The following is a 25,138-nucleotide window of genomic DNA, read 5'->3' as shown; positions in this document are numbered from 1 at the left end:
TCAGCATCCGGAATCTCCTCGATTTCCGTCACGACAGGACGAGCGGATGCTGCAGCGCGGCCGGCTCTATCGGGGAGCGGCGCTGCTGGCCCGCGGCACGAGGTGAGGCACCCGCGCATCGCGCGACGTGACCCGGGCGTCGTCCTGCAGTTCGCTCAGCACGGCGGCCATCGCATCGCGCCCGAGCGCGATGAAGTCCTGATTCATCGTCGTCAGCGGCGGCGAGAAGTGCGCGGCCTCGGGGATGTCGTCGAAACCCACGACGCTCACGTCGTGCGGCACCCGCAAGCCCGCGGCCTCGATCGCGTGCAGCACCCCGAGCGCCATCTGATCGTTCGAGCAGAAGATCGCCGTCGGGTGTCCGTCGGCCAGCAGGGCCTGCCCGAGACGGAAGCCCGACTCCGGCGACCAGTCGCCCCGGGGCGCGACGGGCGGCGTCATGCCGGCGTTCGCGAGCGAGTCCCGCCAGCCGCGCAGACGCTGCTCGGCATCCATCGAGCCGTCGGGCCCGGCGATGTGGCGGATATCGCGATGGCCGAGGTCGATGAGGTGGCGCACGGCGAGGCAGGCGCCCTGGTATTGATCGAGCGATACCCGCACCCCGCGTCCGCGCTGCTCGGAGGCCACCGTGATGAGGGGCACACCGAGCTCGGTCTCATCGAACGCGTCGACCGAGGCGCGATCGGCGGCGAGCAGCACCACCGCTTCGACGTTCTGGCGGATGAGCATCTCGGCCGCGGAGCGGAGGCTGCCGGCATCCCGGGGCCCGAGGCTCGCCGTGATCACGGCGTACCCCGACTCGCGGGCGGCTTCGTTGAAGTTCAGCACGATGCTCGACGGCCCGAAGTCGGGGAGGCCGGTCGCGACGAGCCCGATCGTGCGGGAGCGCCTCGTGACCAGCGCGCGGGCGGCGTGGGAGGGAACGTAGCGCAGCTGCCCGATCGCCTGCTCGACCCGTTCCCGGGTGGCGGGGCGCACGTTCGGCAGATCGTTGAGCACCCGCGAGACGGTCTGGTGCGAGACCCCGGCGAGGCGGGCGACGTCGAAGATCGTCGCCACGCGCCCCCGCTCCGCCCCGGTGCTGCTCACTGCCCAGCCATTCTCCAGCCCTCCGGCGGCCGGTCCTCCATTATCCGGGTATCGGCAGAGGCGTCCGCGTCACCGCCGCCGCGCTCACCGCCGCCGTGAGGTCAGGAGCTTCTGCAGGATGATGAAGACCAGCAGGAGGCCGCCGATGAAGATGCGCGTCCACCACGACGACAGGGTGCCCTCGAAGGTGATGATCGTCTGGATGATGCCGAGTACGAGCACTCCCAGCACCGATCCGAGCACGAAGCCGTAGCCGCCGGTGAGCAGGGTGCCGCCGATCACGACGGCGGCGATCGCATCCAATTCCGTGCCGATCGCCGACAGCGGGTAACCCGACAGCGTGTAGAACGTGAACAGCACCCCGGCAAGGCCCGAGCACAATCCGCTGACCGTGTAGACGAGCACCTTGGTGCGGGCGACGGGCAGGCCCATCAGGAGGCCGCTCTGCTCGCTGCCGCCGAGCGCGTACACGGTGCGACCGAAGCGCGTGGCGTGCAGCACCCAGACCGCGATGATCACGACGAGCACCGCGATGATCACGCTCGGCGTGATCGACATCTTCCCCCCGAGCGGGATGCGCGTGACGCCGAACGCGATGAACGTCGGGTCGGTGATCGAGATCGAACTCTGGCTGATCACGTAGCAGAGGCCGCGCGCGAGGAACATCGCCGCGAGTGTCGCGATGAACGGTTGCACTTTGAAGTATTGGATCATCAACCCCACCAGCAGACCCAGGGTGCTGGTGAGCACGAGGATCAGCGGGATCACCGCCGCAGCCGGCCACCCCGACTGCAGCAGAGTGGCGGCGATCATCGTGGAGAGCGCGACGACCGCCCCGACGGAGAGGTCGATGCCGCCGGTGAGGATGACGAAGGTCATCCCCACGGCCAGCACGATCAGGTAGGCGTTGTCGACGAGCAGGTTGAGCAGCACCTGGCCGGAGAAGAAGCCGCGGTAGCGCAGCCCGCCGCCGGCGAAGACGGCGAGGAAGAGGATCGCGGTGACCAGCACCGGTCCGTACTTCGGGCTGGTGAAGGTGCCTCGGATGGCGCCGGTGGCGCGGGCGAGGGGCGTTCGAGAGGTCGTGGGCTTGGGCTTGGGCTTGGTCGCGGTCGCGGTGCTCATGCTGCCGCCACCCCCTTTCCGGCGCGGAGAGCGAGCTTGGTGCGGAACCCGGCGAGGGCCGCGTTCGTGGTCGGCGATTGCAGGAGACAGACGGCGATGACGACCGCGGCCTTGAACACCATCGTCGCCACGGGCGAGATGCCCACGGTGTAGACGGTGGTGACGAGGGTCTGGATGACCAGCGCCCCCACCACGGTGCCCGCGAGGGAGTACTTGCCGCCGGCGAGCGAGGTGCCGCCGATGACCACCGCGAGGATCGCGTCGAGTTCGATGAAGAGGCCGACGTTGTTCGCGTCGGCGGCCATCGTGTTCGCGGTGAGGATGAGTCCGGCGACGGAGGCGCACACCGCCGCGAACACGTAGACCGCGAACAGCACGCCGCGCGCGCGCACGCCCGCCTGGCGGCTGGCTTCGGGGTTGATGCCGACCGACTCGATCAGCAGCCCGAGCGCGGTGCGCCGGGTGAAGAGCGCCGCGACGATGAAGATGAACGCCGCGACGAAGATCGCGATCGGCACACCGAACCAGAACCCCGACCCCAGCCCCTTGAACGGCGGGCTGGTGACGGTGAGGATCTGGCCCTCGGTGATGAGCATCGCGATGCCGCGCCCCGCGGTCATCAGGATCAGCGTCGCGATGATGGGCTGGATGCCGATGACCGCGACGAGCAGGCCGTTCCAGAGCCCGCAGCCGACCCCGATCACCAGGGCCACCAGGATCGCGACGGTCACGGTGCCCGGGTTCGCGGGATCGGGGGATCCGAGCAGGATGCTGCACGCCACCGCGCCGGCGATGGCCCCCACGGCCCCCACGCTGAGGTCGATGCCGCGGGTCGCGATGACGAGGGTCATGCCGATCGCCACGATCAGCGTCGGAGCGCCGTTGCGGAGGATGTCGATGAGGCTGCCGTAGAGGTTCCCGTCGCGCAGCGAGATCGAGAAGAACCCCGGGAAGGCGAGGAAGTTCACCAGGAAGAGGGCGAGCAGCATGACAACCGGCCAGAACAGCCGGCTCGCGACGATGCGAGCGAGGAGCGTGCTCACGAGGGGTCTCCGTTCGGGTCGGTGTCGTCGCTGCTGCCCTCGGCGATGAGGCCCAGCAGAGACTCGACGGTGAGGTTCTCGTTGAGGAGGTCGGCGACCTTGTGCCGGTCGCGCATCACGATGACGCGGTGACTCAAACGCAGCACCTCTTCGAGTTCGGCGCTGATGTAGACGACGGCCATGCCGTTCTCGGCGAGGCTGTACACGAGCTTCTGGATCTCGGCCTTCGCGCCGATGTCGATGCCGCGCGTGGGTTCGTCCAGCAGCAGCAGGCGCGGAGCGACGGCCAGCCATCGCGCGAGCAGGACCTTCTGCTGGTTGCCGCCGGAGAGGTTGCGCACGATCGCGTCCTTGTTGGCCGGACGGATGTTGAGGGCCTGGATGTAACTGTCGGCCAGTTCGTCGCGGCGCTTCTTGGAGATCGGCCGCAGCCACCCTCGGTCGGCCTGGAGGGCGAGCACGATGTTGTCGCGCACCGAGAGGTCGTCGACGATGCCTTCGGAGCGCCGGTTCTCGCTGGAGTAGGCGATCCGGCGCTTCAGCGCCTGACGCGGGGTGCGCAGTCTGCGGGTGGTGCCGGCCACGGTCAGCGTGCCCTCGTCGGCGCGGTCGATGCCGCCCAGCAGGCGGGCGACCTCGGTGCGCCCCGAGCCGAGGAGACCGGCGAAACCGATGACCTCGCCCTCGTGGATCGTGAGGTCGAGGGGAGTGACCGCGCCCTTCCGGCCCAGGTTGCGAGCACGCAGGAACACGGCGACGTCTTCGTCGTCATCGTCGCTGTCGTGCACCCGTTGCTCGAGGTCTTCGAGCACGGTGAGCTCTTTGCCGATCATCGCCTGCACCAGGTCGATGCGCAGCAGGTCGGGCGTCAGGTACTCGCCGACGAAGCGGCCGTTGCGGAACACGGTGAGGCGGTCGGCGATCTCGTAGACCTGGTCGAGGAAGTGCGAGACGAAGAGGATCGCGACGCCCGACTCCTTGAGCGAACGGATGATGCGGAACAGCTCCGCCACTTCGTCGGCGTCGAGGCTCGAGGTCGGTTCGTCGAGGATCAGCACACGCGCATCGACGTTGATGGCGCGGGCGATCGCGATGAGCTGCTGGATCGCGAGGGAATGCGAACCGAGCAGACTGCCCGGGTCTACCTCGAGACCGAGGCCGTCGAGCACGGTGCGCGCCTGAGCCCGCATCCGCCGAGCGTCGATCGCACCGAAGCGGCGGGGTTCGCGTCCGAGCATGATGTTCTCGGCGACCGAGAGGTTGGGGAGCAGGTGCACCTCCTGGTACACGGTGCTGACCCCAGCATCCTGAGCCTGCGCGGTCGTGGCGAACGACACCGGCTCACCGCTCAACAGGATGGTGCCGGAGTCGACCTGGTACACCCCGGTGAGCGCCTTGATGAGGGTCGACTTGCCGGCGCCGTTCTCGCCCATGAGCGAGTGCACCTCGCCCGGGAACATGCGGAAGGAGACGTCATCAAGGGCCTTCACGCCCGGGAACGAGATGGAGATGCCGGTCATCTCCACGATGGGTTCGGGATGGTCGCGCGGGGCAGGGGGGCGGGTATCGGTCACGATCATCTCCGTCGAAGGTCGAGAGGGACGTGCGGGGAGAGGCTCGCGCCCCTCCCCGCACGGGTGATTCAGTACAGCCGGTCGGGCAGAGCGGCCTTCGCCTCTTCCTGGGTGAAGGTCGTCTCCTCGGTCACGATGCGCTTCTCGACCTCGCCGCCGTCGTTGAGCGTCATGATCGTGTCGACGAGCTGCTCACCGAGCAAGGGCGAGCACTCCACGATGAAGTTGATCTTGCCATCGGCGAGAGCCTGCATGCCGTCCTTCACCGCGTCGACGGTGATGATCTTGATGTCCTGGCCGGGAACCATACCGGCCGCCTCGATCGCCTCGATCGCACCCAGACCCATGTCGTCGTTGTGCGCGTAGACGAGGTCGATGTCGGGGTTGGACTTGAGCATCGCCTCCATGACCTGCTTGCCACCGGCACGCGTGAAGTCACCCGTCTGGCTCGCGATCACCTCGAGGTTCGGGTTGTCACCGATGACCTCGGCGAAGCCCTCGGCACGGTCGATGGCCGCCGAGGCGCCCGTCGTGCCTTCGAGCTGCACGATGTTGACGGGCTCGGTCGCGTCGGCGTACTCGTCGAGCGCCCACTGCCCGGCCTTCTTGCCCTCTTCGATGAAGTCGGAGCCGAGGAAGGTGACGTACAGCGAGTCGTCGGCGGAGTCGACGGCGCGGTCGGTGAGGATCACCGGGATGTTCGCGGCCTTCGCCTCGTTGAGCACCGCGTCCCATCCGGTCTCCACGACCGGGGAGAACGCGATGTAGTCGACGCCCTGCTGGATGTAGGAGCGGATCGCCTTGATCTGGTTCTCCTGCTTCTGCTGGGCGTCGGAGAACTGCAGGTCGATACCCGCATCCGCGAACGCCGTCTGAATGCTCTCGGTGTTGGCCGTGCGCCAGCCCGATTCTGCACCGACCTGGGCGAAACCGACCACCAGGTCTTCGGGAGCCTTGGGGCCCGATTCTGCGCCGCCGGTGTCTCCACCGCTCGCACACCCTGCCAAGCCGATCAGCAGGACTCCGGCCGCGGCCAGGGACAGGAATTTCTTCATGATGTGAACCTCCTCGTTCGTTCGGGTCGCCAGTGCCCCGATGTACGGTCGTCGATGGCCGTAGTGGTGATGCTAGCGACGGTTGTTAGCGTTCACAATGAGCCCGCGACCTGCCGTGGGTAACGAATCCGTAACGGGGTGATCCGGCCGAGACGGCCGGTTGTTCCGCGGACGTGAGCGCTCACAACGGGGCGATGCCCGGCGGTGTGGCTGCGCTCGGGCGGGCTCGGGCGTTGGGTCGGCGGGGACGGGCGTCGGAAATCGAGGAGATACCGAGGATCGAGGACGGAATCGGCCCGATCCGTCCTCAGCATCCGTTATCTCCTCGATTCCCGTCGGGGGGAGGGGCGGATGCTGCGGCCGAAGCCCGCTCGCGACCTCACCGCCCGAGCGCTCAGCGTTCGCGAGGCTGGGGGTCCTCCCGGGGTTCTACCCTGTGAGCGTGAGTGCGTTTCTGGACATCGGCATCCTCGCGGGCCCGGCCGTGATCGCCGTGATCGCCGCCGCCGCGATCGTGGGGGTGCTGCTCGTCGTGATCCGGCCGAGCAGGAAGTGGGGGCGCTCCCGCTGGATCGTCACCGCCCTCGTCTCCGCCGTCGCGGGGGCCCTCGCCGGGCTCGCGCTCACCTGGCTGCTCGGCGACGTCAACAACGCCTTCGGAGTCGACCTCACCCTCGCCTCCCGCGCATGGATCGCCGCCGGCTGCGCGGGCATCGCCGTCGCGGTGACCTCGCTCTGGCGCCCCACCTGGAAGCGGGCGATCGCCGTGCCGCTGTCGATCGTGCTCTTCGTCGTCACCGCGGCCATGGGCGTCAACATCGCATTCGGGCAGTACCCGACGATCCGCAGCGTGCTCGGGATGAGCGCCTTCGAGGGCGACGCGTTGCCGCCGCTGTCGACTCCAGCATCCGATCGTCCGACGATCGCCGACTGGACAGCCCCCGCCGGTATGCCCACGGCAGGCACGGTCGCCTCGGTCACCATCCCCGCCACGGTCTCAACCTTCGTCGCGCGCGACGCGGTTGTCTACCTCCCGCCGGCTGCGCTGACCACCAACCCGCCGCTGCTGCCGGTCATGATCATGCTGTCGGGGCAGCCGGGAAGCCCCGAAGACCCGCTCACCACCGCGCACCTGCGCGAGTCGCTCGACGCCTACGCCGCCGCCCACCAGGGCCTCGCGCCCATCGTCGTCTCGCCCGATCAGCTCGGCGCTCCCGGCAACAACCCGATGTGCGTCGACTCCCCGCTCGGCAACTCCGCGACCTACCTCACCGTCGACGTCGTCACCTGGATCAAGGCCAACCTCCCCGTGCTCGACGCGCCCGATGACTGGGGCATCGGCGGGTTGTCGCAGGGAGGCACGTGCTCCATCCAGCTGGGGGCGGCGCATCCGGAACTCTTCAGCGCGATCCTCGACGCTTCGGGCGAGGAGTTCCCCACGCTCGGCGATGAGGCCACCACGATCCAGCAAGGATTCGGAGGGGATGCTGACGCCTACGCGGCCGCGCATCCCGCGGCGATCCTCGCCGCCAACGCTCCGTACACCGACACCTTCGCGGTGTTCGGAGTCGGGAGTGAGGACACCGCGTTCCTGCCGGGCGTGCAGAAGCTCTACCAGGACGCGAAGGACGCGGGGATGGACGCGACCTACATCGAGGCGCAGGGCAGCGCCCACGACGCGACGACCTGGTCGTACGTGTTCCAGCAGGGCATCGGCCTGATCGCCGACCATTGGGGGCTCGACCGCTGAAGCCGACGGTGCGCTCAGGCTTTCGGTGCGCTCAGGCTTTCGGCTCGCTCAGGCTCAGGCTGAGGCGGTGGCTTTCGGCTCGCGGAACGAGCCGGCCATCTGCGCGGCGCCCGCGAGGGTAAGGGTGGGCAGGTAGGCGCGGGCGAGCGCGACGCCGAGCGCCGGCAGCACGGTGGCTTCGGGGTAGATCGCCCAGAGCGGCACGAACTCGGGCTGGAACTTGCGCTTGAAGTTCAGCAGCGAGCGGAAGCCGTAGGCGGGCTCCAGCAACAGGCCGAGCCGGTCGAGCAGCCGTGCGACGGGAGCCTGCGCTGCCGCGCTGTCACGGGAGGTGAACGCCAGCGGCGAACCGGAGAGGCTCATCCGCACCAGCCCGTCGAGCTTCATCTGGTCGGCGGCGGCGCCGATGAGGAACTCCATGATGCCGGGCATCGCGTCCCCACGACGGCGCATGAAGTCGAGCGTGTAGCCGCGCACCTCGTGGTTCTCGAACATCGGCAACCAACTCGTGACCGCCTCGATGCGGCCGCTCTCGTGCACCGCGATCATCAGGCGCACGGCCGGATCGTTCAGCTCGTCCACGCCGCCGAGGGTGAACTCCATCTCGGGCAGGCTCTTGTCGGCGACCCACGCCTCGGAGATGTCGCGGATCTGGGCGTGCTCGGCGAGCGACAGCTCGGGCCAGCTCGTCCACCGCGCCGTGATGCCCGAGCGGCCCGCGCGGTTCGTCGCGGTGCGGATGTCCTGGCGCTTCTTGCCCGCCGTGTTCCACTCCTGCGGGTTGAGGATCGCCTCTTCGGCCACCTGCATCCGCTGCCAGCCGAGGCCGTCGAAGACCGAGCTGTCGCGGTCGTCGATGCTGTAGAACACCGGCGTCCAGCCGTGGTCGCCGCAGAACTCGATGAACCCGGTGTAGACATCGGGGTGCTGGTGGTCGGGCCCGAAAGCTCCGCCGAGCGTGACCGCGATCGAGCCGCGGACGCGGTAGGCGATGGCAGCATCCGATTCCGAAGCGAACCAATAGGCGTTGCCCTGCCACGTCGACATATAGGCGAGGGTGTCGCCGCCGCCGCGCTCGAGCACGGCGCGCGCGCGGGCGCGGTCGGTGGCGCCGGGAACCGCACCCGGGTCGAGCACCAGCCGGGCCGTCGCCACGCACGCCGCCGCCCAGAACAGCAGCGGGGGGAGGTACCAGAACGCCTGGGCGCCGGGGCTCGAGGGCACGAAGGTGAGCACGTCGGAGGGCAGCACCGTCGGGGGCAGCAACCGCAGCGGCAGCCCGATGAGCACGTCGCCGGGGCCGACGCGGGGGATGTAGCCGTCGGCGTTGAGCAGCGCACCGACGTAGGCGAGCGCGAGGCTGACGACGGCGGCCGCGCCCACGGTGATTCCGAAGGTGGCGCGGGCCTTCGCGGTCGTGGGCACGTGCGCGTCGCGGCGGAACACGATCAGCGTGATTGCCGCGAAGAGGGGAACGAGGGCGCCCACGACGCTACCGGCGAGCGTCTGCCAGATGTAGTACTCGACGTCGGTGGTGCGCAGCTGCCCGATCGCGGCGATGGTCTCGGGCTGGATGACCCAGAAGAGGTACCACATGCTGAAGAAGGTGATCGCGTTCACGGCCACCGCGACCCAGAGCGCCGCGCGGCGCCCCTTCAGGATGCCCCACGCGGCGAAGAGCGCGACGAGGATCGGGAGCAGCGCGATGTACCCGGAAGCGGGCTGCAGTTCGGCGAAGCTGTTGAAAGAATCGGGGCACGGCGCGCTCGGCGATCCGAAGGCGCACGCCATTCCGTCGACGTCGGTCACGGGGTCGACGGAGAGGTAGCCGTAGATCGACAGCAGCCCGGCGCCGGTGCCGAGGAAGGTCGCGATGATCGGACCGATCGCGGTGATCGCCGTCATCGCCGCGAGCAGCACCCGCTTCTCGTGGTGGGAGCTGCGGACGAGCCGGAAGCCGAGCCGGCGACCGCCGAGGACGTAGCCGAGGCCCAGGCCGATCGGCACGGCGAGCAGCGAGAACAGGTCGTTCGCGCCGCCGGCGTAGAGGAAGAAGGTGACGGCGGTGAGGGTCGAAAGCAGTCGGATGCGCCGGCGCCACAGTGAACCGGCGAACGCGCTCGCCGCCATCGCGGTGCAGATGAGCGCGGCGACGGGGGAGAGGATGTCGACCGGGGGAGCGTTGAGCGGCAGGATCTCGAGCGAGGTCTCCTCGAAGAGCCCGACCGCGAGGCCCGCGAACGAGGCAGCGACGCCGCCGATCACGTAGGCGAGGGCGGTGCGGATGCTGCCCATCAAGCGTTCCGCTTCCCCCACCACGACGAGGATCAGCGGCACGATCAGCACGAGTGCGCCGAGGTCGCCGACGGCGAAGAGGGAGGTGACGGTGCCCCACCAGTGCCGCTGCACGAAGACTTCGGGCACGCCCTCGTCGAGTACCTGCCAGCCCCAGCCCTCGGCGATGAAGCCGGCGAAGGTCAGCGCGATCACGATGACGGTGATGGCGAGGGTGACCGGCCGGTGCCGGCACCATCGCCCGATCACTCGTGCGGTGTTTCGGGCGCGTGCTCCGAGATCGCTCTCGCGCGTGGTCGCAGTCATTGCCTGGTTCCTCCGTCGCGACTTTACCGGCTCGCGCTCGCGCACGCGCTGAGCGCCGGGTGGGTCGTTGCTGGGTGCCCGCCGGCCCGGGCTCGCCCTGTCGGCTCGGGTCCGCCCTGCGGGCGGACACAACTCCTCCAAAACGCGTGGTCGGGAGCCCGGGACGGGCGGATCGGCGGGCCGCGGCGGCCATGCGGTCGGCGGAGTGGAGGAGTTGTGTCCGCCTGGTTCGATAGAGCTGCGGGGTCAGCGGGGGAGGAGGGGGCGCTGCGCCGTCACCCCAACCTGCCCCGCCGGGGTCGACGCACGCACCAGCAGCTCGGGCACGACGGAGGTGCGCTGCCGCGGCCGGCGGGGACCGTCGGTGAGGCGATCGACCATGGTCTCGACCGCGAGGCGACCGACGTGCTGCTTGGGCGGCCGCAGCGCCGTGATGGGCGGTTCGGCGTTCTCGGCCACCTCGTCGTCGTACGCGACGATCGCCAGATCGCCCGGGATGCGCCAGCCGTGATCCCGGGCGTACTGCTGAAGCAGCACCGCCTGCGGGTCGGAGTGCACGAGGAGCCCGGTGGTTCCCGTCGCCCGACAGTCCTCGAGGATGTTGCGGACAGCATCCTCCCTCTCCGCCGCCGGCACGTCGTCGAGCGAGATGTCGGATTCGATCGTGGAGGTGAGACCCAGTTGCTCGACCGCTCGCGTCCACCCGCGGCGCAGCTGCGGCGAGGTCGGTGAGCCGGGGGAGGAGAGCATGCCGACGCGCCGGTGACCGAGACGGGCGAGATGACCGGCGGCCAGCGACCCGCCGAACACGTGGTCGGTCGTCACCCACTCGAGGCGGGCGAGGCCGATCGACGTCGGAGCCCGCCGCTCAACGAGCACGACGGGGATCGAGAGCCCGTCGAGCCACTGCAGCAGAGCGGTGCCATCGGGTCCGGTGGTCTCGGGAGCGACGACGAGGCCGTGCAGCGATCCGGATTCCACGAGCGATGTGATCTGTCGCCGCTGATCGTCGACCGCGTAGCTCGCGCCCCGCAGCACCAGCTGCACACCTCCCGCGGTCGCGGCTGCTCGGGCACCCGTGATGATGTGCGGCCAGTAGTAGCTGAGCGAGGGGACGACCATGCCCACCCGGAAACGCGGCGGACCCCCGCTGCTGGTCAAGGGAACGGACGTGTCGAGGCCACTTCGCAGGGTCGCGCCGCCGTGCACGCGCGAGAGGAGGCCGCGGTCGGCGAGATAGCCGATGTCGCGGCGGATCGTGAGCTCGGCCACGCCGAACTCGCGAGCGAGGTCGGTCACCCGCAGCGATCCGACACGGCGCAGTTCGTCCATGATGCGCTCGCGGCGCGAAAGGCCGAAGGGTGCGCGGTCGCGCGGGGAGTCGTCCACGGTGACGTCGATCCTAGGAGGGGGCGAATCTGTTCGAGCTGCCTCCAGTGTCGCAGGGAGAGGTCACGTCACGGCGGTCTCGGTCGAATGTTTCCGTTCGAGTGTGTTCGTTTGTGTTCGAATCCCTCGTCGGATCCTGCGCCCGGGTGCTTGCATGCAGGAACCCCCTGCACGGGCTTCATCAACGACGAGGAATCCGCATGGCAATGATGTCATCGGGCCGGATCACCGCAGCGCTCAGCGCCGCCGTGATCGTCTTGGCCGGATCTATGGTCCCCTTCTCACCCGCCACCGCGGCGGAGATCCCGCCTGCCGCGGCGCCCGCGCCCGACCCGGAGGCGGCGCGCTTCGCGGAACTGCCGACGCTGACGTATGACGACGTGGCCGCGTGGGCCGAGGTGCTCGTCGACGGAGACGACGTGGAGCGTGACGCGGAAGGCGTTCCCTTCAACACCTTCGGCGGCTTCGGCTCGGTGTCGTGCAACAACACCTCCAACCTGCTGCTGGATTATAAAGAAGAGCAGCCCGAGGTCTACTGGCGCATAATGCACCTGCTGTTCGACCCCGAGACCGGTGCCGGTCTCAAGCACATCAAGGTCGAGCTCGGTGCGGACAACAACACCTCGTCGGGCGCGGAGCCCGCCACGAAACGGTCGGCCGATGAACCTGCCAACGTCCTGCGGGGCGCCGGATTCCACTTCATCGCCGACGCGCAGTCGATCAACCCCGACATTGAGGTCGAGGCGCTGCGTTGGGGTGAGCCCTCGTGGACCCAGGGCAACAGCGACCTGCGCTACCAGTGGTACAAAGAGACCATCGACGCCGCGTACGACACATACGGCGTCGAGTTCGACTACCTGAGCCCCTCGCAGAACGAGGTGCACGCCAACTACATCAACTCCGAGCTGGCGTGGACGGTCGACTTCGCCGAACGCCTCGAGCGCGACGCCGAAGCCGAGGGTGCCCGTTACGACTACAGCCGCATCAAGATGGTCGCGCTGGATTCCTACCGCAACGTCGGCGCCGTCTCTCGCGCGATCCTGGCCAGCCCGGGCGCGCTCGAACAGGTCGACGCGGTCGGCTACCACTACGACATCTCGGGGGACGCGAGCCTCACGCGCCTCAACAAGGAGTACGGCATGGAGGTGCTGTACTCCGAGGGAGTGAGCCCCATGATCGAACCCGAGTACCGGATCAACGCCGATCCCGCCCGCGGCGGCATCGGCGGCACCGTGGGCGCCGTCGACATCGCCGACCGGTTCATCAACGCGTACCGATGGAGCGGCTCGGACCCCGATCCCGCTCACATGACGACGTTCCTCTTCCAGCCCGCCGTGAGCGCGATGTACGAGGGCTCGCAGTACTCGCCCAAGAACCTCATCCGCGCCTCCGACCCCTGGTCTGGCTATTACGAGGGCGGAGTGGGGCTGACGATGGTGCGCCACTTCATGCAGTTCATCGAGGAGGGCTGGGAGTACGTCGAAGGCGCCTCCTACGGCGACGGCACGAAGGGGGACGGTGGCACGAACGTCGACAGCTCCACTCGTACGTACCTGACCCTGCGGACCCCCGAGGCCGAAGTCGCCGCGGGCGCCGACGCCGAGTTCTCGCAGGTGCACGCCAACAACACCCGCACGCAGCGCAACTTCGAAGTCAAGGTCGCGAACCTCGATTCCGGCGCGGACACCCCGCTGGCGGTGTGGGAGACCCGGGGGCCGGACGCGGGCGAAGGGGTCGACGCGAACTACTTCCAGAACATCGGCAAGGTGGTGCCCGTCCGGACCGAGACCGTCGACGGCGTCGAGTATCAGGTCTACCGGGTTCAGGTGCAGCCCTACTCGATCGTGACCCTGTCTACCCTTCCCGACGGCGTCCACGGCTCGACCGAGCCCTACACACCCGGCGAATACGTCTCGCCCGCGAGCGACAGCATCCTGCCCCTGCCGTACACCGATGACTACGAGTACGACGGGTACGGCCTCGAGTCGGTCAACGGCGTCGAGATGGACTACGTGGAGCGCCGCGGCGGCTCACCGCGCTACACGGCCGACCAGAACGGCGCCTTCGAGGTCGTCACGGGCGAGACCGAGCGCGGCAACGTGATGCAGCAACGCATCCACGCCGACAACCGCGGGTACACCTGGAACGTCTGGGGCGACGGCTCGCAGCGGAACCCCTCGACGGCAGAGCCGGCCACGGTGTTGGGCGATCACTCGTGGACGAACTACACCGCCTCGGTCGATTTCCGCCTCGACGGGGTGGTTCGGGATGCGTCGCTGGAGAACTTCGTCGGAGTCGGCGTGCGTCAGGTCGTCGCCGAGGGCAGCGACCTCGCCTCGTACAGCGCCCGGGTCTACGACGACGGCCGGTGGGAGCTGCGCAAACTGGGCACCACGGTCGCGTCGGGATCGGTGTTCCTGTTCGACCCCGACCAGTGGCACACCCTCGACGTGGAAGCGCGCGAGAACGTGATCTCGGTCACGCTCGACGGCGAGCGACTCGGCTCCTACGCCGATACGACCGGCAACCCGACGATGGCGGGACGCATCTCGCTGTCGAGCGGGTACTACAACACCTCGTTCGACAACCTCGCGGTGACGCCGATCGAGGGTCTCTCCTGGGCCTCGGAGAAGGTCGATGACGCGGACTCGCGCATCACCTACCCGAACGGGTTCTCGTTCACCCAGGCCGGCTACGCGCACCTCAACCGCACGCAGCACGTGCTGAGCGCCGGTCGCTCGGCCGCCTTCGACATGACGGGAACCGGGTTCAACCTGCTCGGCGCGACGGGGACGGCATCGCTGTCGATCGTGGTGGACGATGACCCGCCGCGGGCGGTGTCGGTGGGCGGCACGGGCAACCGGCAGACCTCGTACTGGCTGCGCGGACTCACCGACGGGGCGCATCGCGTGACGGTGACCGTGGTCAGCGGCACCTTCGTGCTCGACGGTGTCGATGTCGTGCGCGGTGGCAGTGTCGCCGAGCCGGTCGAGCCCGAGCGCAAGCCGATCTCGATCGTCAGCCAGCCATCGCGGCTGACGGCGAGGGTGGGCACGGTGCCCGACCTGCCCGAGACGGTGCGGGCGACGAGCCAGACGGGCGGGCAGATCGATGCGCCCGTGACTTGGACGGCGACACCCGCGCAGTTCGCGACGGCCTACGACATGGTCAAGGTCGACGGGGTCTTCACCGACAATCCGGCGCTCGCCGTCAGTGCGTACGTCGAGGTGGTCCCCGAGGGTCTGCGGTACTTCGTCGACGCGAACGCGCCCGCGGACGCGGTGGCGTATCCCGCGGTCAGGGTCGCCTCCGGTGACGAGCTGCGCAACGGCGCGGCGGACGGCGTCTTCACCACCGAGAGCGGGTGGGGTCGGGTCGGCACCTACAACGGCAAGGGTCGGTTGAACCTGAACCCGTACGACAAGACGCGCGAGACCGGGTGGTACTCCTCGGGTCCGAACGTGCCCGTCGTTTACCGCTTCACCCTGCCCGCGGGCGAGTACCAGGTGGCCTCCGGTCACACCGAGTGGTGGAATCCGGGGGCTAACCGCAGCCGCCGTGCTACCACGACGATTCAGTACACCGACGCCGGAGGAGCGGCCGTTACCGTACCCGTCGGCACGCACACCTTCACCAGCGGTGCGATCAACACGACCGCGGTGTTGCGCGGAGGCTTTACGCTCGCGGAGGAGACGGTGGTCACGTTCTCGGTATCGGGGGCGGGCGGCACCGAAGCGCCCGCGCTGAGCTGGGTGGCGATCAACGACGCACCGGCGCAATCGGTGGACCGTACGGCGCTCGCCGAGCAGCTGGCCCTCACGCAGGAGTCGCCGCGACGCGCCTACACGGCGGAGTCGTGGCAGAACCTGCGAGAGGTGGGACTTGCGGGCAAGGCCGTCAACGATGACCCCGCAGCGACCCAGCAAGAAGTGGATGCTGCGACCGCTGCGCTTTCGGCGGCCCGTGACGCGCTCGTCGAGGTCGCCTACCAGCCCCTCGAGGACTACCGGATCGCAGTGGAGCAGGGGGACGCGGCCGAGCTTCCGGCGACCGTGACCCTCGCCACCCTGAGCGGTGTGCAGCAGCAGGTGCCGGTCACGTGGAATGGCACGCCCGCCACCGACACGGCGTACGCGGTCAGCATCGTGACCGGCAATGCAGGCGGGACGACGGTGACGCTCGCGGTGGAGGTCGTGCCCGAGGAGCTCGTCTACTTCGTGGACGCCGCGGGAGTGAAGGGTGACAACGCCGACAACGCGGGCATTAATTCGCCCTCGTACGCCGCGGTGCGGGCGCTCGAGCAGGGAGAGCTGCGTAACGAGGTCGCCGATCGTCGCTTCGACGAAGCGTCTGGTTGGGGGCTGGTGAACCCGGTCGACAGCGGAGCGGGTTTCGTCGGAGCGAAGGGCCGCGTGGCCGGAACTTACGACAAGTACGCCACCACCGGCTGGTGGGCCAGCGCCGGCAGCTCGATCGACTACCGGCTCACGCTGCCCGCCGGGCAGTACGAGCTGACGTCGGGCTACCGGGAGTGGTGGGGCGTGACTCGGCAGGTGGTGCCGAGCGTCACGGTGGGCGACGAGGTCGTGACCGGGACGCCGGTATCTCTCTCGGGAGCGTCGCCGCGGGGGTCATCGACTCTTGTGTTCACGGTCGATGTGGAACAGACCGTGCTCTTCCGGGCTGCCCGGGGCGCCGGCACGGCCGACCCGGTGCTGAGCTGGTTCGCCGTCGCCGACGTGACCCCCGCAACGGCCCCCGAGGCGCCGAACGGCGTCTCGGCGTTGCTGACGGGGATGGACGTGCGCGTGAGCTGGTCGACTCCGGCCGACGATGGCGGCTCGCCCGTTACCGGCTACCGCGTCTACGCGATAGACGGCGAGACGGCGCTCTGCGAGGTGCCGGCCGCGGAAACGGCCTGCACTGTCACGGGAGTCGAACCCGGAGCGACAGCCAGCTTCGTCGTGACGGCGCTCAACGCCCTCGGCGAGGGTGCCAGGTCGGCAGCATCGGCCCCCGTCGCCGTCCCTGAAGTCCCGCAGAACGACGGCGCTTTCCGGGCTCCCGGAACGCCGGTTCTCTCCTCCAACGACGGGCACGACACCGGTCTGAAGGACGGGACGTTCCAGCTGACGATGGACATGTGGTGGGGCGACAACGGCGGATTATTCAAGCTCTACCGCGACGGTGAGCTGGTTGCGAAGGTTCCGCTGGCGAGCGCCAGTCCCATGGCGCAGCGGAAGGTCATCGAGGTGGCGGCCCTCGCGAACGGGACGTACGAGTTCGTCGGCGTTCTTGTCAACTCGAAGGGGTCGACGGAGAGCCGTCCGCTGACGGTGACCGTGACCGACGCCTCGCCCGGCCTGCCCGTGCTCTCGAACGACAACTGGTCAGGCGGCGGGGCCTACACGGTGACGGCGAACCTCTGGTGGGGGACGAATGCGACCTCGTACCGCTTCCTCGAGAACGGGGTCGAGGTGGCGGCGGGTGAGCTGACCGCGGCTACGCCGGGGGCGCAGAAGGCGACGCTAAGCGTGACCGGCAAACCCCGGGGCGAGTACCTCTACACAGTGGAGTTCCGGAACGCGGCCGGTGCGACCACCACCGCTCCGCACCGGGTGGTGGTGCGGAAGTAGGGTTCGACCTGTTCCCCTGTCACGAGCCGCGGGTCCGACCGGCAGTTCGTGACAGGGGAAGAGGGCTGTCGGGGGAGTTCACGCGAGGAGCTGCCCTGATACGGTGCGCGGGTGACGCAGACCAGGTGGGGCATCCTCGGGCCGGGGGCGATCAGCGCGGATTTCGCGCGGGCTCTTCGCCACGCGACGCGCGGCGCGCTGTACGCGGTCGGAAGCTCTTCGCCCGACCGCGCTGCGGCGTTCGCGAGCGAGCACGGCGCGACGGTGACCGGCTCGTACGCCGAGATCGTCGACCGCGACGACGTGGACGCGGTCTACATCGGCACCGTCCACACGACCCACGCCGACCTGGCTGTCGCCGCGCTCGCCGCGGGCAAGGCGGTGCTCTGCGAGAAGCCCGCCACCGCGGCCGCCGTCGACACGGACCGTGTGCTCGATGCGGCCGCCGCGGCCGGTCGACCCTTCCTCGAGGCGTACAAGTATCGGTTCGGTCCGCTCGCGGCGTCGCTGCGCGCCCTCGTCGCGGACGGTGCCATCGGGCGCCCGCTGCATGCGGCAGCATCCTTCGGCTTCTCCGCTCCGTCTCGCGACGGGCGCCTGTTCGATCCCGCGGTGGGCGGCGGCGCGATCCTCGACACGGGTGGGTACCCGGTCTCACTCGCGGTGGGCATCGCGGCCTGGGCCGGGATCGGCATCGCGGCCCCGGCGGTGGCTCAGGCCGGAGGCGAGGTCGCAGCCGTCGACGAGACCGCCGTGGCGGGCCTGGTCATCGGCGGAATGACCGCGGACGTGAGCGCGTCGATCGTGGCGGCGCTCGGGCGCGGCCTCTACCTGCGCGGCACGGAGGGACGCATCGACGTGCCCGACGTCTGGGGCAGTCGGAGCTCCAGCGCGACCACGCTGACCTTGCGCCGCGGCACCCGCGAGGCGGAAGTGGTGCGGCACGAGCCCGTGGATCCGATGGCGGCCGAAGCCGACGCGGTGAGCCTCGCGATCGCCGAACACCGCCTCGAGGTGCCCGAGATGACCTGGGCCGAAACCGCTAGCGTCGCGCGGGTGTTGGATGCCTGGCGCGCCCGCCTTCAGCCCTGAGGTCGAGCGCAGCGAGACGAGCCGGGGACGGATGCTGCGGGGCCGCGCATAACGGAGGAGATGTGCGCTCCGGAGGGCCTCTCGAGCGGAAACGCCCTCCGGACGGCACATCTCCTCCGTTATGCGCACACGTGGCCGGCTCTCCGGCCGGGAGCACACGCTCTGACGCCCGCGTCGGATCCCCGGGTCAGCGCTCCCGCGGGGGAGCGGTGGACCCGCGCACGTTCAAGCGCGGGCTCAGCACCACCCGGTGGATCGGGCGGGAAGGATCCTCGATCCGGCGGGCCAGCAGGTCGACGGCCGCCGACCCGACGGCGGCCCGCGGGGGGCTCACCGCGGTCAGGGCAGGAGTGAAGAGCTCGGCCACTTCGTCGTCGTACGCCACGATCGACAGGTCGCCCGGCACCGAGATGCCCCGGTTGAGGGCCAGGTCGACGAACGCCATCGCCTCGGGGTCGGAGTGCACGACGAGCGCGGTGATGTTGTTCGCGAGCGCCGTGTCGAGGCTCGCGTCGACGAAGGCCGAGAAATCCGGGCTCGTGCGCGGTGGCAGCACCGACTCGAAGTGGTCGGTGGGGGTGAGTCCGAGCTCGGCGCACGCCGCTTGCCATCCGGCGGTGATCTTGCGCGACGTCGGGGAGTTGCGCGAGATGATCAAGCCCACCCGGCGATGCCCGAGAGAGGCGAGGTGCCGGGCCGCGAGCACGGCGCCGAGGGCGTGGTCGGTGGTGACGGATTCGACCGGGATGCCCGCGGGGAGGCTGACGGCGTCGCGCTCGACGAGCACGCTCGGACTGCCCGAGTCCGCGAGCCACTGCACGACGTCCTGCGCGTGCGGGGTGTCGGTGTTCGGCGCGACGATCAGGCCACGCACCCCCTCCACGGTCACGAGGCGTTCGAGCACCGGCCGCTCGTCCTGCAGCTCGTACGAGGCGCCGCGCAGCACGATGTCCATGCCCCAGCGCTTCGCCTCGGTCTCGGCTCCGCGCACGACGCCGGGCCAGTAGTAGTTGAGCGACGGCACGAGCAGCGCGATCGACCCGGTCGAACGGCCGGGCCCTCCGGCCACCGAGCCCGAGGTCGTGACATCACCGCGCTCCGGTGCGGCGGCGGAGGGAACTGCGCCGCCGTGCACCCGCATCAGCAGACCCTCCTGCTCGAGTTGCGCGAGATCGCGTCGCAGCGTGACAGGAGCCACCCCGAGCTCCTCCATGAGCTGGGAGACGCGCACGATGCCGTCCCGGTTGAGCGCCGCCAGCACGTGCGCCCGGCGCGCGGGCGCCAAGGGTGCGTGCGCAATCGAGTCGGTCATCGATCCCCCTCCGAGACGTGATCCAGGTCTACCGTGATCCGCACCTCGCCGCGACCTTCGGTCTGCAGCTCGAGGCGGGTGAAGTCGGCGCCCCACACCTCCGACAGCATCGGATCGTCGAGGTCGCGGCGTTCGAGCCGGGCGACGAGGCCCGCGGGCCACCTCACCCGCACCGGAGGTGCGTCCTCGAGAGGTGTCACCACGACGCTGTCGCCGTCCTGGCGAACGCGGCCGGCCAGCAGCATCCGCACCGCGGTCGTCGTCCCGCCCGTCCAGGAGTCCTCGACCACGACCTGAGCGCGCGTGCGGTCGAGGCGCGCAGTCCGCCGCCACGAGGTCACGCCGGTGGGCGGGTACGCGCCGACGAGTTCCAACTCGAGGCTCGACGCGGCGGGCGAGACGCGCGCCTGGGTGTCGGCGGCGGCGAAGTCGGCTCCGGGATTCTGCTCGATGCCGTCGAGCACGGGCACGTTGTGCCACCCGCTCTGCATCGTCCAGATCTCGTACCGCTCGGGGCTGAAGGTCTGGCGCGTATAGGTGGGCCGCCCCGCATCGACGATGACGGGCACCCCGTTGGAGGCCACGACGAAGGAGCCGACATCGTTGTGGTTGTGGTGCTCGCCGTTGTGTCCGCCCTTGATGGCGAGGGTGAGGCCGTCAGGGGAGCCGCCCGACTGCCGTGCGAGCAGCACCTCGGTCGACGGCCACCAGACGTCCTGCGGCAGGGGAGAGGCTCCGGGGACCGCGTCGAGCCAGGCAGCATCCGTCATGCCTCTCAACAGCCGGCCGAGACCTTCGAGCTCGGATGCCGCCGGTCCGCCCGGCACGCGGTGCGCTGCGGCGTGCGCTCGCGCATCGAGGTCGTCGACCGCTCGCGCGGCGCGGTGCAGGGCATGCCACGGCTGCGCGACCGGGGGTCTGGCCTGGCCGTCGGCGAGGTTGAGATACCACCGTCCGCCCAGGTGCGAGCGGTGGGGGAAGGCGACCGTTTCGCGCAGGGCCGGCACCGAAGAGGCGTCGAGGGCGCCGCCGGTGGCCACGCGCAGCACCTCGAGCGCCTCGAGCGCGCGGCACGCGCCGTTCCACCAGTAGGCGTAGCCCTCGTCGATCGCCCCGTCGGACGGCAGCGAGGAGACGTAACGGTCGAGCCCCTCGACCGCGAGAGCGACGACGCGTGCCCGCTCGTCTGCCTGCCCCGGCTGATCGAGGAAGCGCAGCGCGGCCGCGAGCACGTTGCCGTGGATCCAGGGGTTCCAGTTGTGCACATCGCCGTCGAGACCGATCCAGTGCCAGTCCCGGCGCTGCTGGAACGGGTCGAGCACGCGCACGCGGGCTTCGTGTCGCAGGCGCTCGCGCACACCGGGGTAATGCTCGTCGAGGAGAGGGCCCAGCAGGTGGTCGAGGTGGGCGAGCTGGCCGACGGCCTCACCCGCGCCGAGGTCGAGAAAAGGCGAGGTGACGGTGGGGAGGATGCTGCCGCGCTCGGCGCGTGCATCGTCATGGGCGGGCCAGCACCACGAACTCTGTTCGCTCAACAGCCAGGCACCGTCCACCGCGGCGGCGAGATGACGCCTGTCGAGGGTGGATGCTGCCGCCACGGCCGCGCGGCTGAGCCGGAACTGGCGGGCGAAGGCAGTCTGCTCCCACGCGTCCCGGTTGCCGTCCTGGTGCACGCGGGCGGCGGTGCTGGCGAGCGGCAGCGGCCAGGGAGCATCGGTTTCGGCGTCCGCGGCGGCGATCATCGCCCGCCGGGTCACCGGGTCGGCCGAGCCGTCTTCGCCCCACACCGAGCGGTCGGTCGCGGGAGCGAACACGAAGGCGTCGTCTGCGGGCACCAGGACCGCGGCCAGCGCGCCGACCCAGGTCTCGGGAGTGGCGCCGAGCTGCGTCTCGAACAGCTCGGCCAGCGGCCCGCGGTACGACGGCGCCAGCGAATCGCTCACGAACGGCCTCCTCTTCGTTGAGTGCCCTGTGCACCAAACCGATCAGAAACGATCATAACAATACATAACGGTTCTTGCAATGAACGAAAAGCGTTGTTACTCTCCTAAAACGGTCGCTTCGCTGCGATCTGCCGAATCAAAGGAGATCCGATTTGTCCGAGCACGCCGTCGAGCTTCAGGACGCCGACTGGAGCCGCGATCGCTGGCTCCAGTATGCGGACCGGCTGCTGGATGCCGCTCGAGCACACGCCTCCGAGAACAACGCCCGCATCGTCTTCCCGGGCGCAGAGGGCGGTTACGGCCGTGCGGTCGACGGCCTCGAGGGCTTCGCCCGCACCTTCCTGCTCGCCGGGTTCCGCCTCGTCGGAGCGAACGGCGAAGGACTCGACGACCTCGCGGACTTCTACCGCCGCGGCGTGACCGCCGGCGTCGACCCCGAGGCGCCCGATCGCTGGGTGCGCCTCGAGGAGCACGCGCAGGCGAAGGTGGAGGCGGCATCCCTCGCCCTCATCCTCGACATGACCCGCCCGTGGATCTGGGACCGCCTCGATGAGCTCACCCGCGGCCGCGTGATCGACTACCTCGCCCCCGTCGTCGGCGACGACACCTACCCGAAGACCAACTGGCTGTGGTTCCGCGTCGTGGTGCAGACGTTCCTCCGCTCGGTCGGTGGCACCTGGTCGGCCGAAGACATCGCCGACGACCTCGCCCTGCACGACGCGCTCGTCCGCGAGGACGGCTGGATGTCGGACGGCTTCGAGCGCTCGTTCGATCACTACGTCGGCTGGGCGCTGCACCTCTACCCCGTGCTGTGGTCGCGGATGCACGGCGCCAGCGACCTCGCCGCCGGACGCACCGACGCCGACATCGCGGCCCTGGACCGTTACCTGCAGGATGCCGTCGCCCTCGTCGGCGCTGACGGCTCGCCGCTTCTGCAGGGCCGCAGCCTCATCTACCGGTTCGCCGCGGCCGCTCCCTTCTGGGTCGGCGCCATCGCCGGGGTGCCGTCGGTCTCGCTCGGCCGCCTGCGGGTGGCGGCGGGCAGCATCGTCTCGCACTTCGCCGACCACGGCGCGCCCGATGACGACGGACTGCTCTCGATCGGGTGGTGGCACCCGTGGCGGGCGCTCGCACAGTCGTACTCCGGCCCCGGCTCGCCGTACTGGGCTGTGAAGGGCCTGCTGGGCGTCGCCCTCCCCGCCGACCACCCGGTGTGGTCCGCTCCCGCCGAGGTCTTGCCGGTCACCGAGCGCGACGGGATCCGCGCCATCCGCGCCGCCGGGTGGGTCGTCTCCTCCACCCGCGCGGACGGGATCGTGCGCATCGCCAACCACGGCACCGACCACGCGCCGGCCGGCGCGCTCACCGGGGATTCGCCCCTCTACGCACGCATCGGCTATTCGACCGCGACGAGCCCCCTGGCCGACGAAGCGGCATGGGAAGAGCCGCTCGAGCAGTCCGTCGCCCTCGTGGACGCCGCCGGACGCGCGACGCACCGGACGGCGATGGACCTCCTGGATGTGAGAGTGGATGCTGAGGACACCGAGGTCGGTGTCGCCTCATCGACGTGGCCCGCGCACTGGATCGATGCGCGCCCGAGCGCCCAGCGCCACGGCTCGGGCCTCGAGGGCGAGGTCACGACCGTGGCACGCCTCACCGTGCACTCCCTCGTCCGGGGTCCCTGGGAACTCCGCCTCGTCCGCGTCGACGAGGTGCGCGAGGGCATCGACCCCGCGTCGTTACGCCTGCGCGTCGGAGGCTGGCCCGTCGCCGCCGACGAGGTCGACCACGAGGCGAGCGGAGACGCCGCCCAAGTGGCCGCGAGCGGGGTGCGCAGCAGCACCCGCCTCCTCCTCGGCGAGGGTTCGGCCGCGGTCGCACGCCGGGCCGATGCAAGCCCCCTCGGCCCCGACGCCCGCGTGCCCCTCGTCGAGCTTCAGGTCGTGCCCGGCGAATGGTCGGCGACCCTGCTCGAACTCACGGGGGCACTCGTCGGCGACAGCGTCCCGACCGTCCGCGTTGTCGACGCCGACGCCCTGATCGTTCACGCCCAGTGGCCCGACGGCACCTCGACCCGCACGGTCCTCACCAACTCCGGCCGCAGCACTGCGCGGGCCGGTATCCCGATGGAGCCCGATGGAGGGCTCTTGCAATCACAAAGGAGTAGCACGACATGAAGCGCAAGTTCGCGATAGCAGGTGGCATGGCTCTCGCCGCCACGCTCACGCTCGCCGCCTGCAGCGGTGGCTCCGGCGCCGCCACCGAACCCGATGGCCCCGTCACCCTCTCACTGTCCGGGTGGAGCCTCGACACCACCCCCGAGTTCCAGGCGCTGGCCGACGGCTTCCACGAAGAGAACCCCGACGTCACCATCGAGCTCAAGGGCTACGACGCGGCCGAGTACAACACTCTTCTCACCGCCGACCTCGCTGCCGGCTCCGGCCCGGACATCATCACGCAGAAGGAGGTCAAGTTCGTCACGACCTTCCAGGAGGGCGGACAGCTGCTCGACGTCTCCGACGTCGAGGTGCCCGAAGGCGTGGGCGGCACCGACTCCTACGTGGTCGACGGGAAGACCTACGCGGTGCCCTACCGCCAGGACTCCTGGGTGCTCTTCTACAACAAGGCGCTGTTCGACCAGGCGGGTGTCGCCTACCCTGACGGCTCGTGGACATGGGACGACTACGGCGACGCCGCCGCAGAACTGACCGAAGGCCTCGCCTCCGCCGGAACGGCCAAGGGTGCCTACCTGCACCGCTGGCAGTCGACCGTGCAGGGATTCGCCAGCGCGCAGGCGGACGGCGACATCCTGAGCGGCGACTTCGGCTACATGGAGCCGTTCTACGAGAACGTGCTTGCGCTGCAGGATGACGGCGATCAGATCGACTTCAACACCAGCGGCGCGAACCAGCTCACCTACCAGGGCGAGTTCGGCAAGCAGAACGCGGCCATGATGCCCATGGGCACCTGGTACGTCGCGACCCTGCTCGCGCAGCAGGCCTCGGGCGACGCCGACGACTTCGAGTGGGGCATCGCACCGGTGCCGCAGATGGATTCCTCGACGACCGGCATGGACAACACGCCCGTGACCTTCGGCGATCCTGCGGGCTTCGGCATCAACGCCGGCATCGACTCCTCCAAGATCCAGGCCGCCAAAGACTTCCTCGCGTACGCCGCGAGCGAGGACGCGGCGACCCTGCTCGCCGGCATCGGCATCACGCCGGCGCTGCTGAACGACGCCGTCGTTGACACGTACTTCTCCGTCGATGGCGCGCCCACCGACGAACTGAGCAAGTTCGCGTTCTCCGAGCACGACACCAAGCCGGAGAACCCGACGTCGAGCAAGACGACGGCGATCCAGGGCATCCTGCTCGACCTGCACACCGCCGTGATGAGCGGATCCGAAGACATCGGCTCCGCTGTCACCCAGGCGGAGGACCGCGTCGCCAGCGAGGTCGGACTCGACTGACCCTCCGATGGTCGGCCCGGCTTCTGTCGAGGCCGGGCCGACCGTCCCTCCCTTTCCGCC

The 25,138-nt window shown here is 69.7% G+C and carries 14 protein-coding genes; 5 read left to right on the top strand and 9 right to left on the bottom strand.

Annotated elements, in window-relative coordinates; all coding sequences use genetic code 11:
• Positions 1 to 66: 66 nt before the first annotated feature.
• The 5 genes from ACFXP5_RS06905 to ACFXP5_RS06885 all read right to left on the bottom strand — a co-directional run bounded on the left by ACFXP5_RS06905 (position 67) and on the right by ACFXP5_RS06885 (position 5,886).
• The gene (locus ACFXP5_RS06905; protein ID WP_394544051.1) at positions 67 to 1,089 is read right to left on the bottom strand and encodes a LacI family DNA-binding transcriptional regulator; all 1,023 of its coding nucleotides are present in this window, start codon (positions 1,087 to 1,089) and stop codon (positions 67 to 69) included.
• Positions 1,090 to 1,173: 84 nt separating this feature from the next.
• Positions 1,174 to 2,214 carry a galactofuranose ABC transporter, permease protein YjfF gene (gene yjfF, locus ACFXP5_RS06900; protein ID WP_394544050.1) on the bottom strand — a complete coding sequence of 347 codons (1,041 nt, stop codon included), beginning with the start codon at positions 2,212 to 2,214 and terminating at the stop codon, positions 1,174 to 1,176.
• A complete protein-coding gene (locus ACFXP5_RS06895) occupies positions 2,211 to 3,257 on the bottom strand; it encodes an ABC transporter permease (RefSeq protein ID WP_394529502.1) in 1,047 nt (348 codons plus the stop codon). The genes yjfF and ACFXP5_RS06895 overlap by 4 nt, the downstream gene beginning before the upstream one ends.
• Positions 3,254 to 4,777, bottom strand: coding sequence for a sugar ABC transporter ATP-binding protein (locus ACFXP5_RS06890; protein ID WP_394544187.1), 1,524 nt, complete (start codon positions 4,775 to 4,777; stop codon positions 3,254 to 3,256). Before ACFXP5_RS06890 ends, ACFXP5_RS06895 begins: the two co-directional genes overlap by 4 nt.
• A gap of 122 nt (positions 4,778 to 4,899) precedes the next feature.
• Positions 4,900 to 5,886, bottom strand: coding sequence for an ABC transporter substrate-binding protein (locus ACFXP5_RS06885; RefSeq protein ID WP_394529501.1), 987 nt, complete (start codon positions 5,884 to 5,886; stop codon positions 4,900 to 4,902).
• A gap of 442 nt (positions 5,887 to 6,328) precedes the next feature.
• Between ACFXP5_RS06885 and ACFXP5_RS06880 the strand changes: the two genes are divergently transcribed.
• Positions 6,329 to 7,636: an alpha/beta hydrolase gene (locus ACFXP5_RS06880; protein WP_394544049.1), complete on the top strand. Its 1,308-nt coding sequence runs from the start codon at positions 6,329 to 6,331 to the stop codon at positions 7,634 to 7,636.
• 54 nt (positions 7,637 to 7,690) lie between these two features.
• Here the strand turns inward: ACFXP5_RS06880 and ACFXP5_RS06875 are convergent, their stop codons facing one another.
• Together ACFXP5_RS06875 and ACFXP5_RS06870 are read right to left on the bottom strand one after the other, a co-directional pair.
• Positions 7,691 to 10,237, bottom strand: a complete 2,547-nt coding sequence (locus ACFXP5_RS06875) for a phosphatidylglycerol lysyltransferase domain-containing protein (RefSeq protein ID WP_394544048.1) — start codon at positions 10,235 to 10,237, stop codon at positions 7,691 to 7,693.
• 246 nt (positions 10,238 to 10,483) lie between these two features.
• Positions 10,484 to 11,626 carry a substrate-binding domain-containing protein gene (locus ACFXP5_RS06870; protein WP_394544047.1) on the bottom strand — a complete coding sequence of 381 codons (1,143 nt, stop codon included), beginning with the start codon at positions 11,624 to 11,626 and terminating at the stop codon, positions 10,484 to 10,486.
• A 200-nt stretch (positions 11,627 to 11,826) separates the two neighbouring features.
• Here ACFXP5_RS06870 and ACFXP5_RS06865 point away from each other — a divergent pair, with 200 nt between their 5' ends.
• Positions 11,827 to 17,262 (top strand): fibronectin type III domain-containing protein, encoded by a 5,436-nt coding sequence (locus tag ACFXP5_RS06865; protein ID WP_394544046.1) that lies wholly within the window; start codon positions 11,827 to 11,829, stop codon positions 17,260 to 17,262.
• A gap of 111 nt (positions 17,263 to 17,373) precedes the next feature.
• Positions 17,374 to 18,354: a Gfo/Idh/MocA family protein gene (locus ACFXP5_RS06860; protein ID WP_394544045.1), complete on the top strand. Its 981-nt coding sequence runs from the start codon at positions 17,374 to 17,376 to the stop codon at positions 18,352 to 18,354.
• A gap of 187 nt (positions 18,355 to 18,541) precedes the next feature.
• Here the strand turns inward: ACFXP5_RS06860 and ACFXP5_RS06855 are convergent, their stop codons facing one another.
• Both ACFXP5_RS06855 and ACFXP5_RS06850 read right to left on the bottom strand, forming a co-directional pair.
• Positions 18,542 to 19,666, bottom strand: a complete 1,125-nt coding sequence (locus ACFXP5_RS06855; RefSeq protein ID WP_394544044.1) for a substrate-binding domain-containing protein — start codon at positions 19,664 to 19,666, stop codon at positions 18,542 to 18,544.
• The gene (locus ACFXP5_RS06850) at positions 19,663 to 21,609 is read right to left on the bottom strand and encodes a heparinase II/III domain-containing protein (protein WP_394544043.1); all 1,947 of its coding nucleotides are present in this window, start codon (positions 21,607 to 21,609) and stop codon (positions 19,663 to 19,665) included. Before ACFXP5_RS06850 ends, ACFXP5_RS06855 begins: the two co-directional genes overlap by 4 nt.
• Before the next feature lie 152 nt (positions 21,610 to 21,761).
• On the opposite strand from ACFXP5_RS06850, the gene ACFXP5_RS06845 reads away from it, so the two are divergent.
• Positions 21,762 to 23,786 carry a DUF2264 domain-containing protein gene (locus ACFXP5_RS06845; RefSeq protein WP_394544042.1) on the top strand — a complete coding sequence of 675 codons (2,025 nt, stop codon included), beginning with the start codon at positions 21,762 to 21,764 and terminating at the stop codon, positions 23,784 to 23,786.
• Entirely contained in the window at positions 23,783 to 25,078 is a 1,296-nt protein-coding gene (locus ACFXP5_RS06840; RefSeq protein WP_394529494.1) for an ABC transporter substrate-binding protein, read from the top strand. Before ACFXP5_RS06845 ends, ACFXP5_RS06840 begins: the two co-directional genes overlap by 4 nt.
• Positions 25,079 to 25,138 lie beyond the last annotated feature (60 nt).

The sequence above is a fragment of the Microbacterium hanjuni genome, from assembly GCF_043556395.1.
Classification (GTDB): Bacteria; Actinomycetota; Actinomycetes; order Actinomycetales; family Microbacteriaceae; genus Microbacterium.
Note: the sequence above shows the minus strand (reverse complement) of the source record. Positions and strands in the feature narration are given on the sequence as shown.

Coding starts and splice junctions, on each gene's coding strand:
- ACFXP5_RS06840 (WP_394529494.1), top strand. CDS start 23,783: ATGAAGCGCAAGTTCGCGATAGCAGGTGGCATGGCTCTCGCCGCCACG.
- ACFXP5_RS06865 (WP_394544046.1), top strand. CDS start 11,827: ATGGCAATGATGTCATCGGGCCGGATCACCGCAGCGCTCAGCGCCGCC.
- yjfF (WP_394544050.1), bottom strand. CDS start 2,214: ATGAGCACCGCGACCGCGACCAAGCCCAAGCCCAAGCCCACGACCTCT.
- ACFXP5_RS06875 (WP_394544048.1), bottom strand. CDS start 10,237: ATGACTGCGACCACGCGCGAGAGCGATCTCGGAGCACGCGCCCGAAAC.
- ACFXP5_RS06885 (WP_394529501.1), bottom strand. CDS start 5,886: ATGAAGAAATTCCTGTCCCTGGCCGCGGCCGGAGTCCTGCTGATCGGC.
- ACFXP5_RS06855 (WP_394544044.1), bottom strand. CDS start 19,666: ATGACCGACTCGATTGCGCACGCACCCTTGGCGCCCGCGCGCCGGGCG.
- ACFXP5_RS06890 (WP_394544187.1), bottom strand. CDS start 4,777: ATGACCGGCATCTCCATCTCGTTCCCGGGCGTGAAGGCCCTTGATGAC.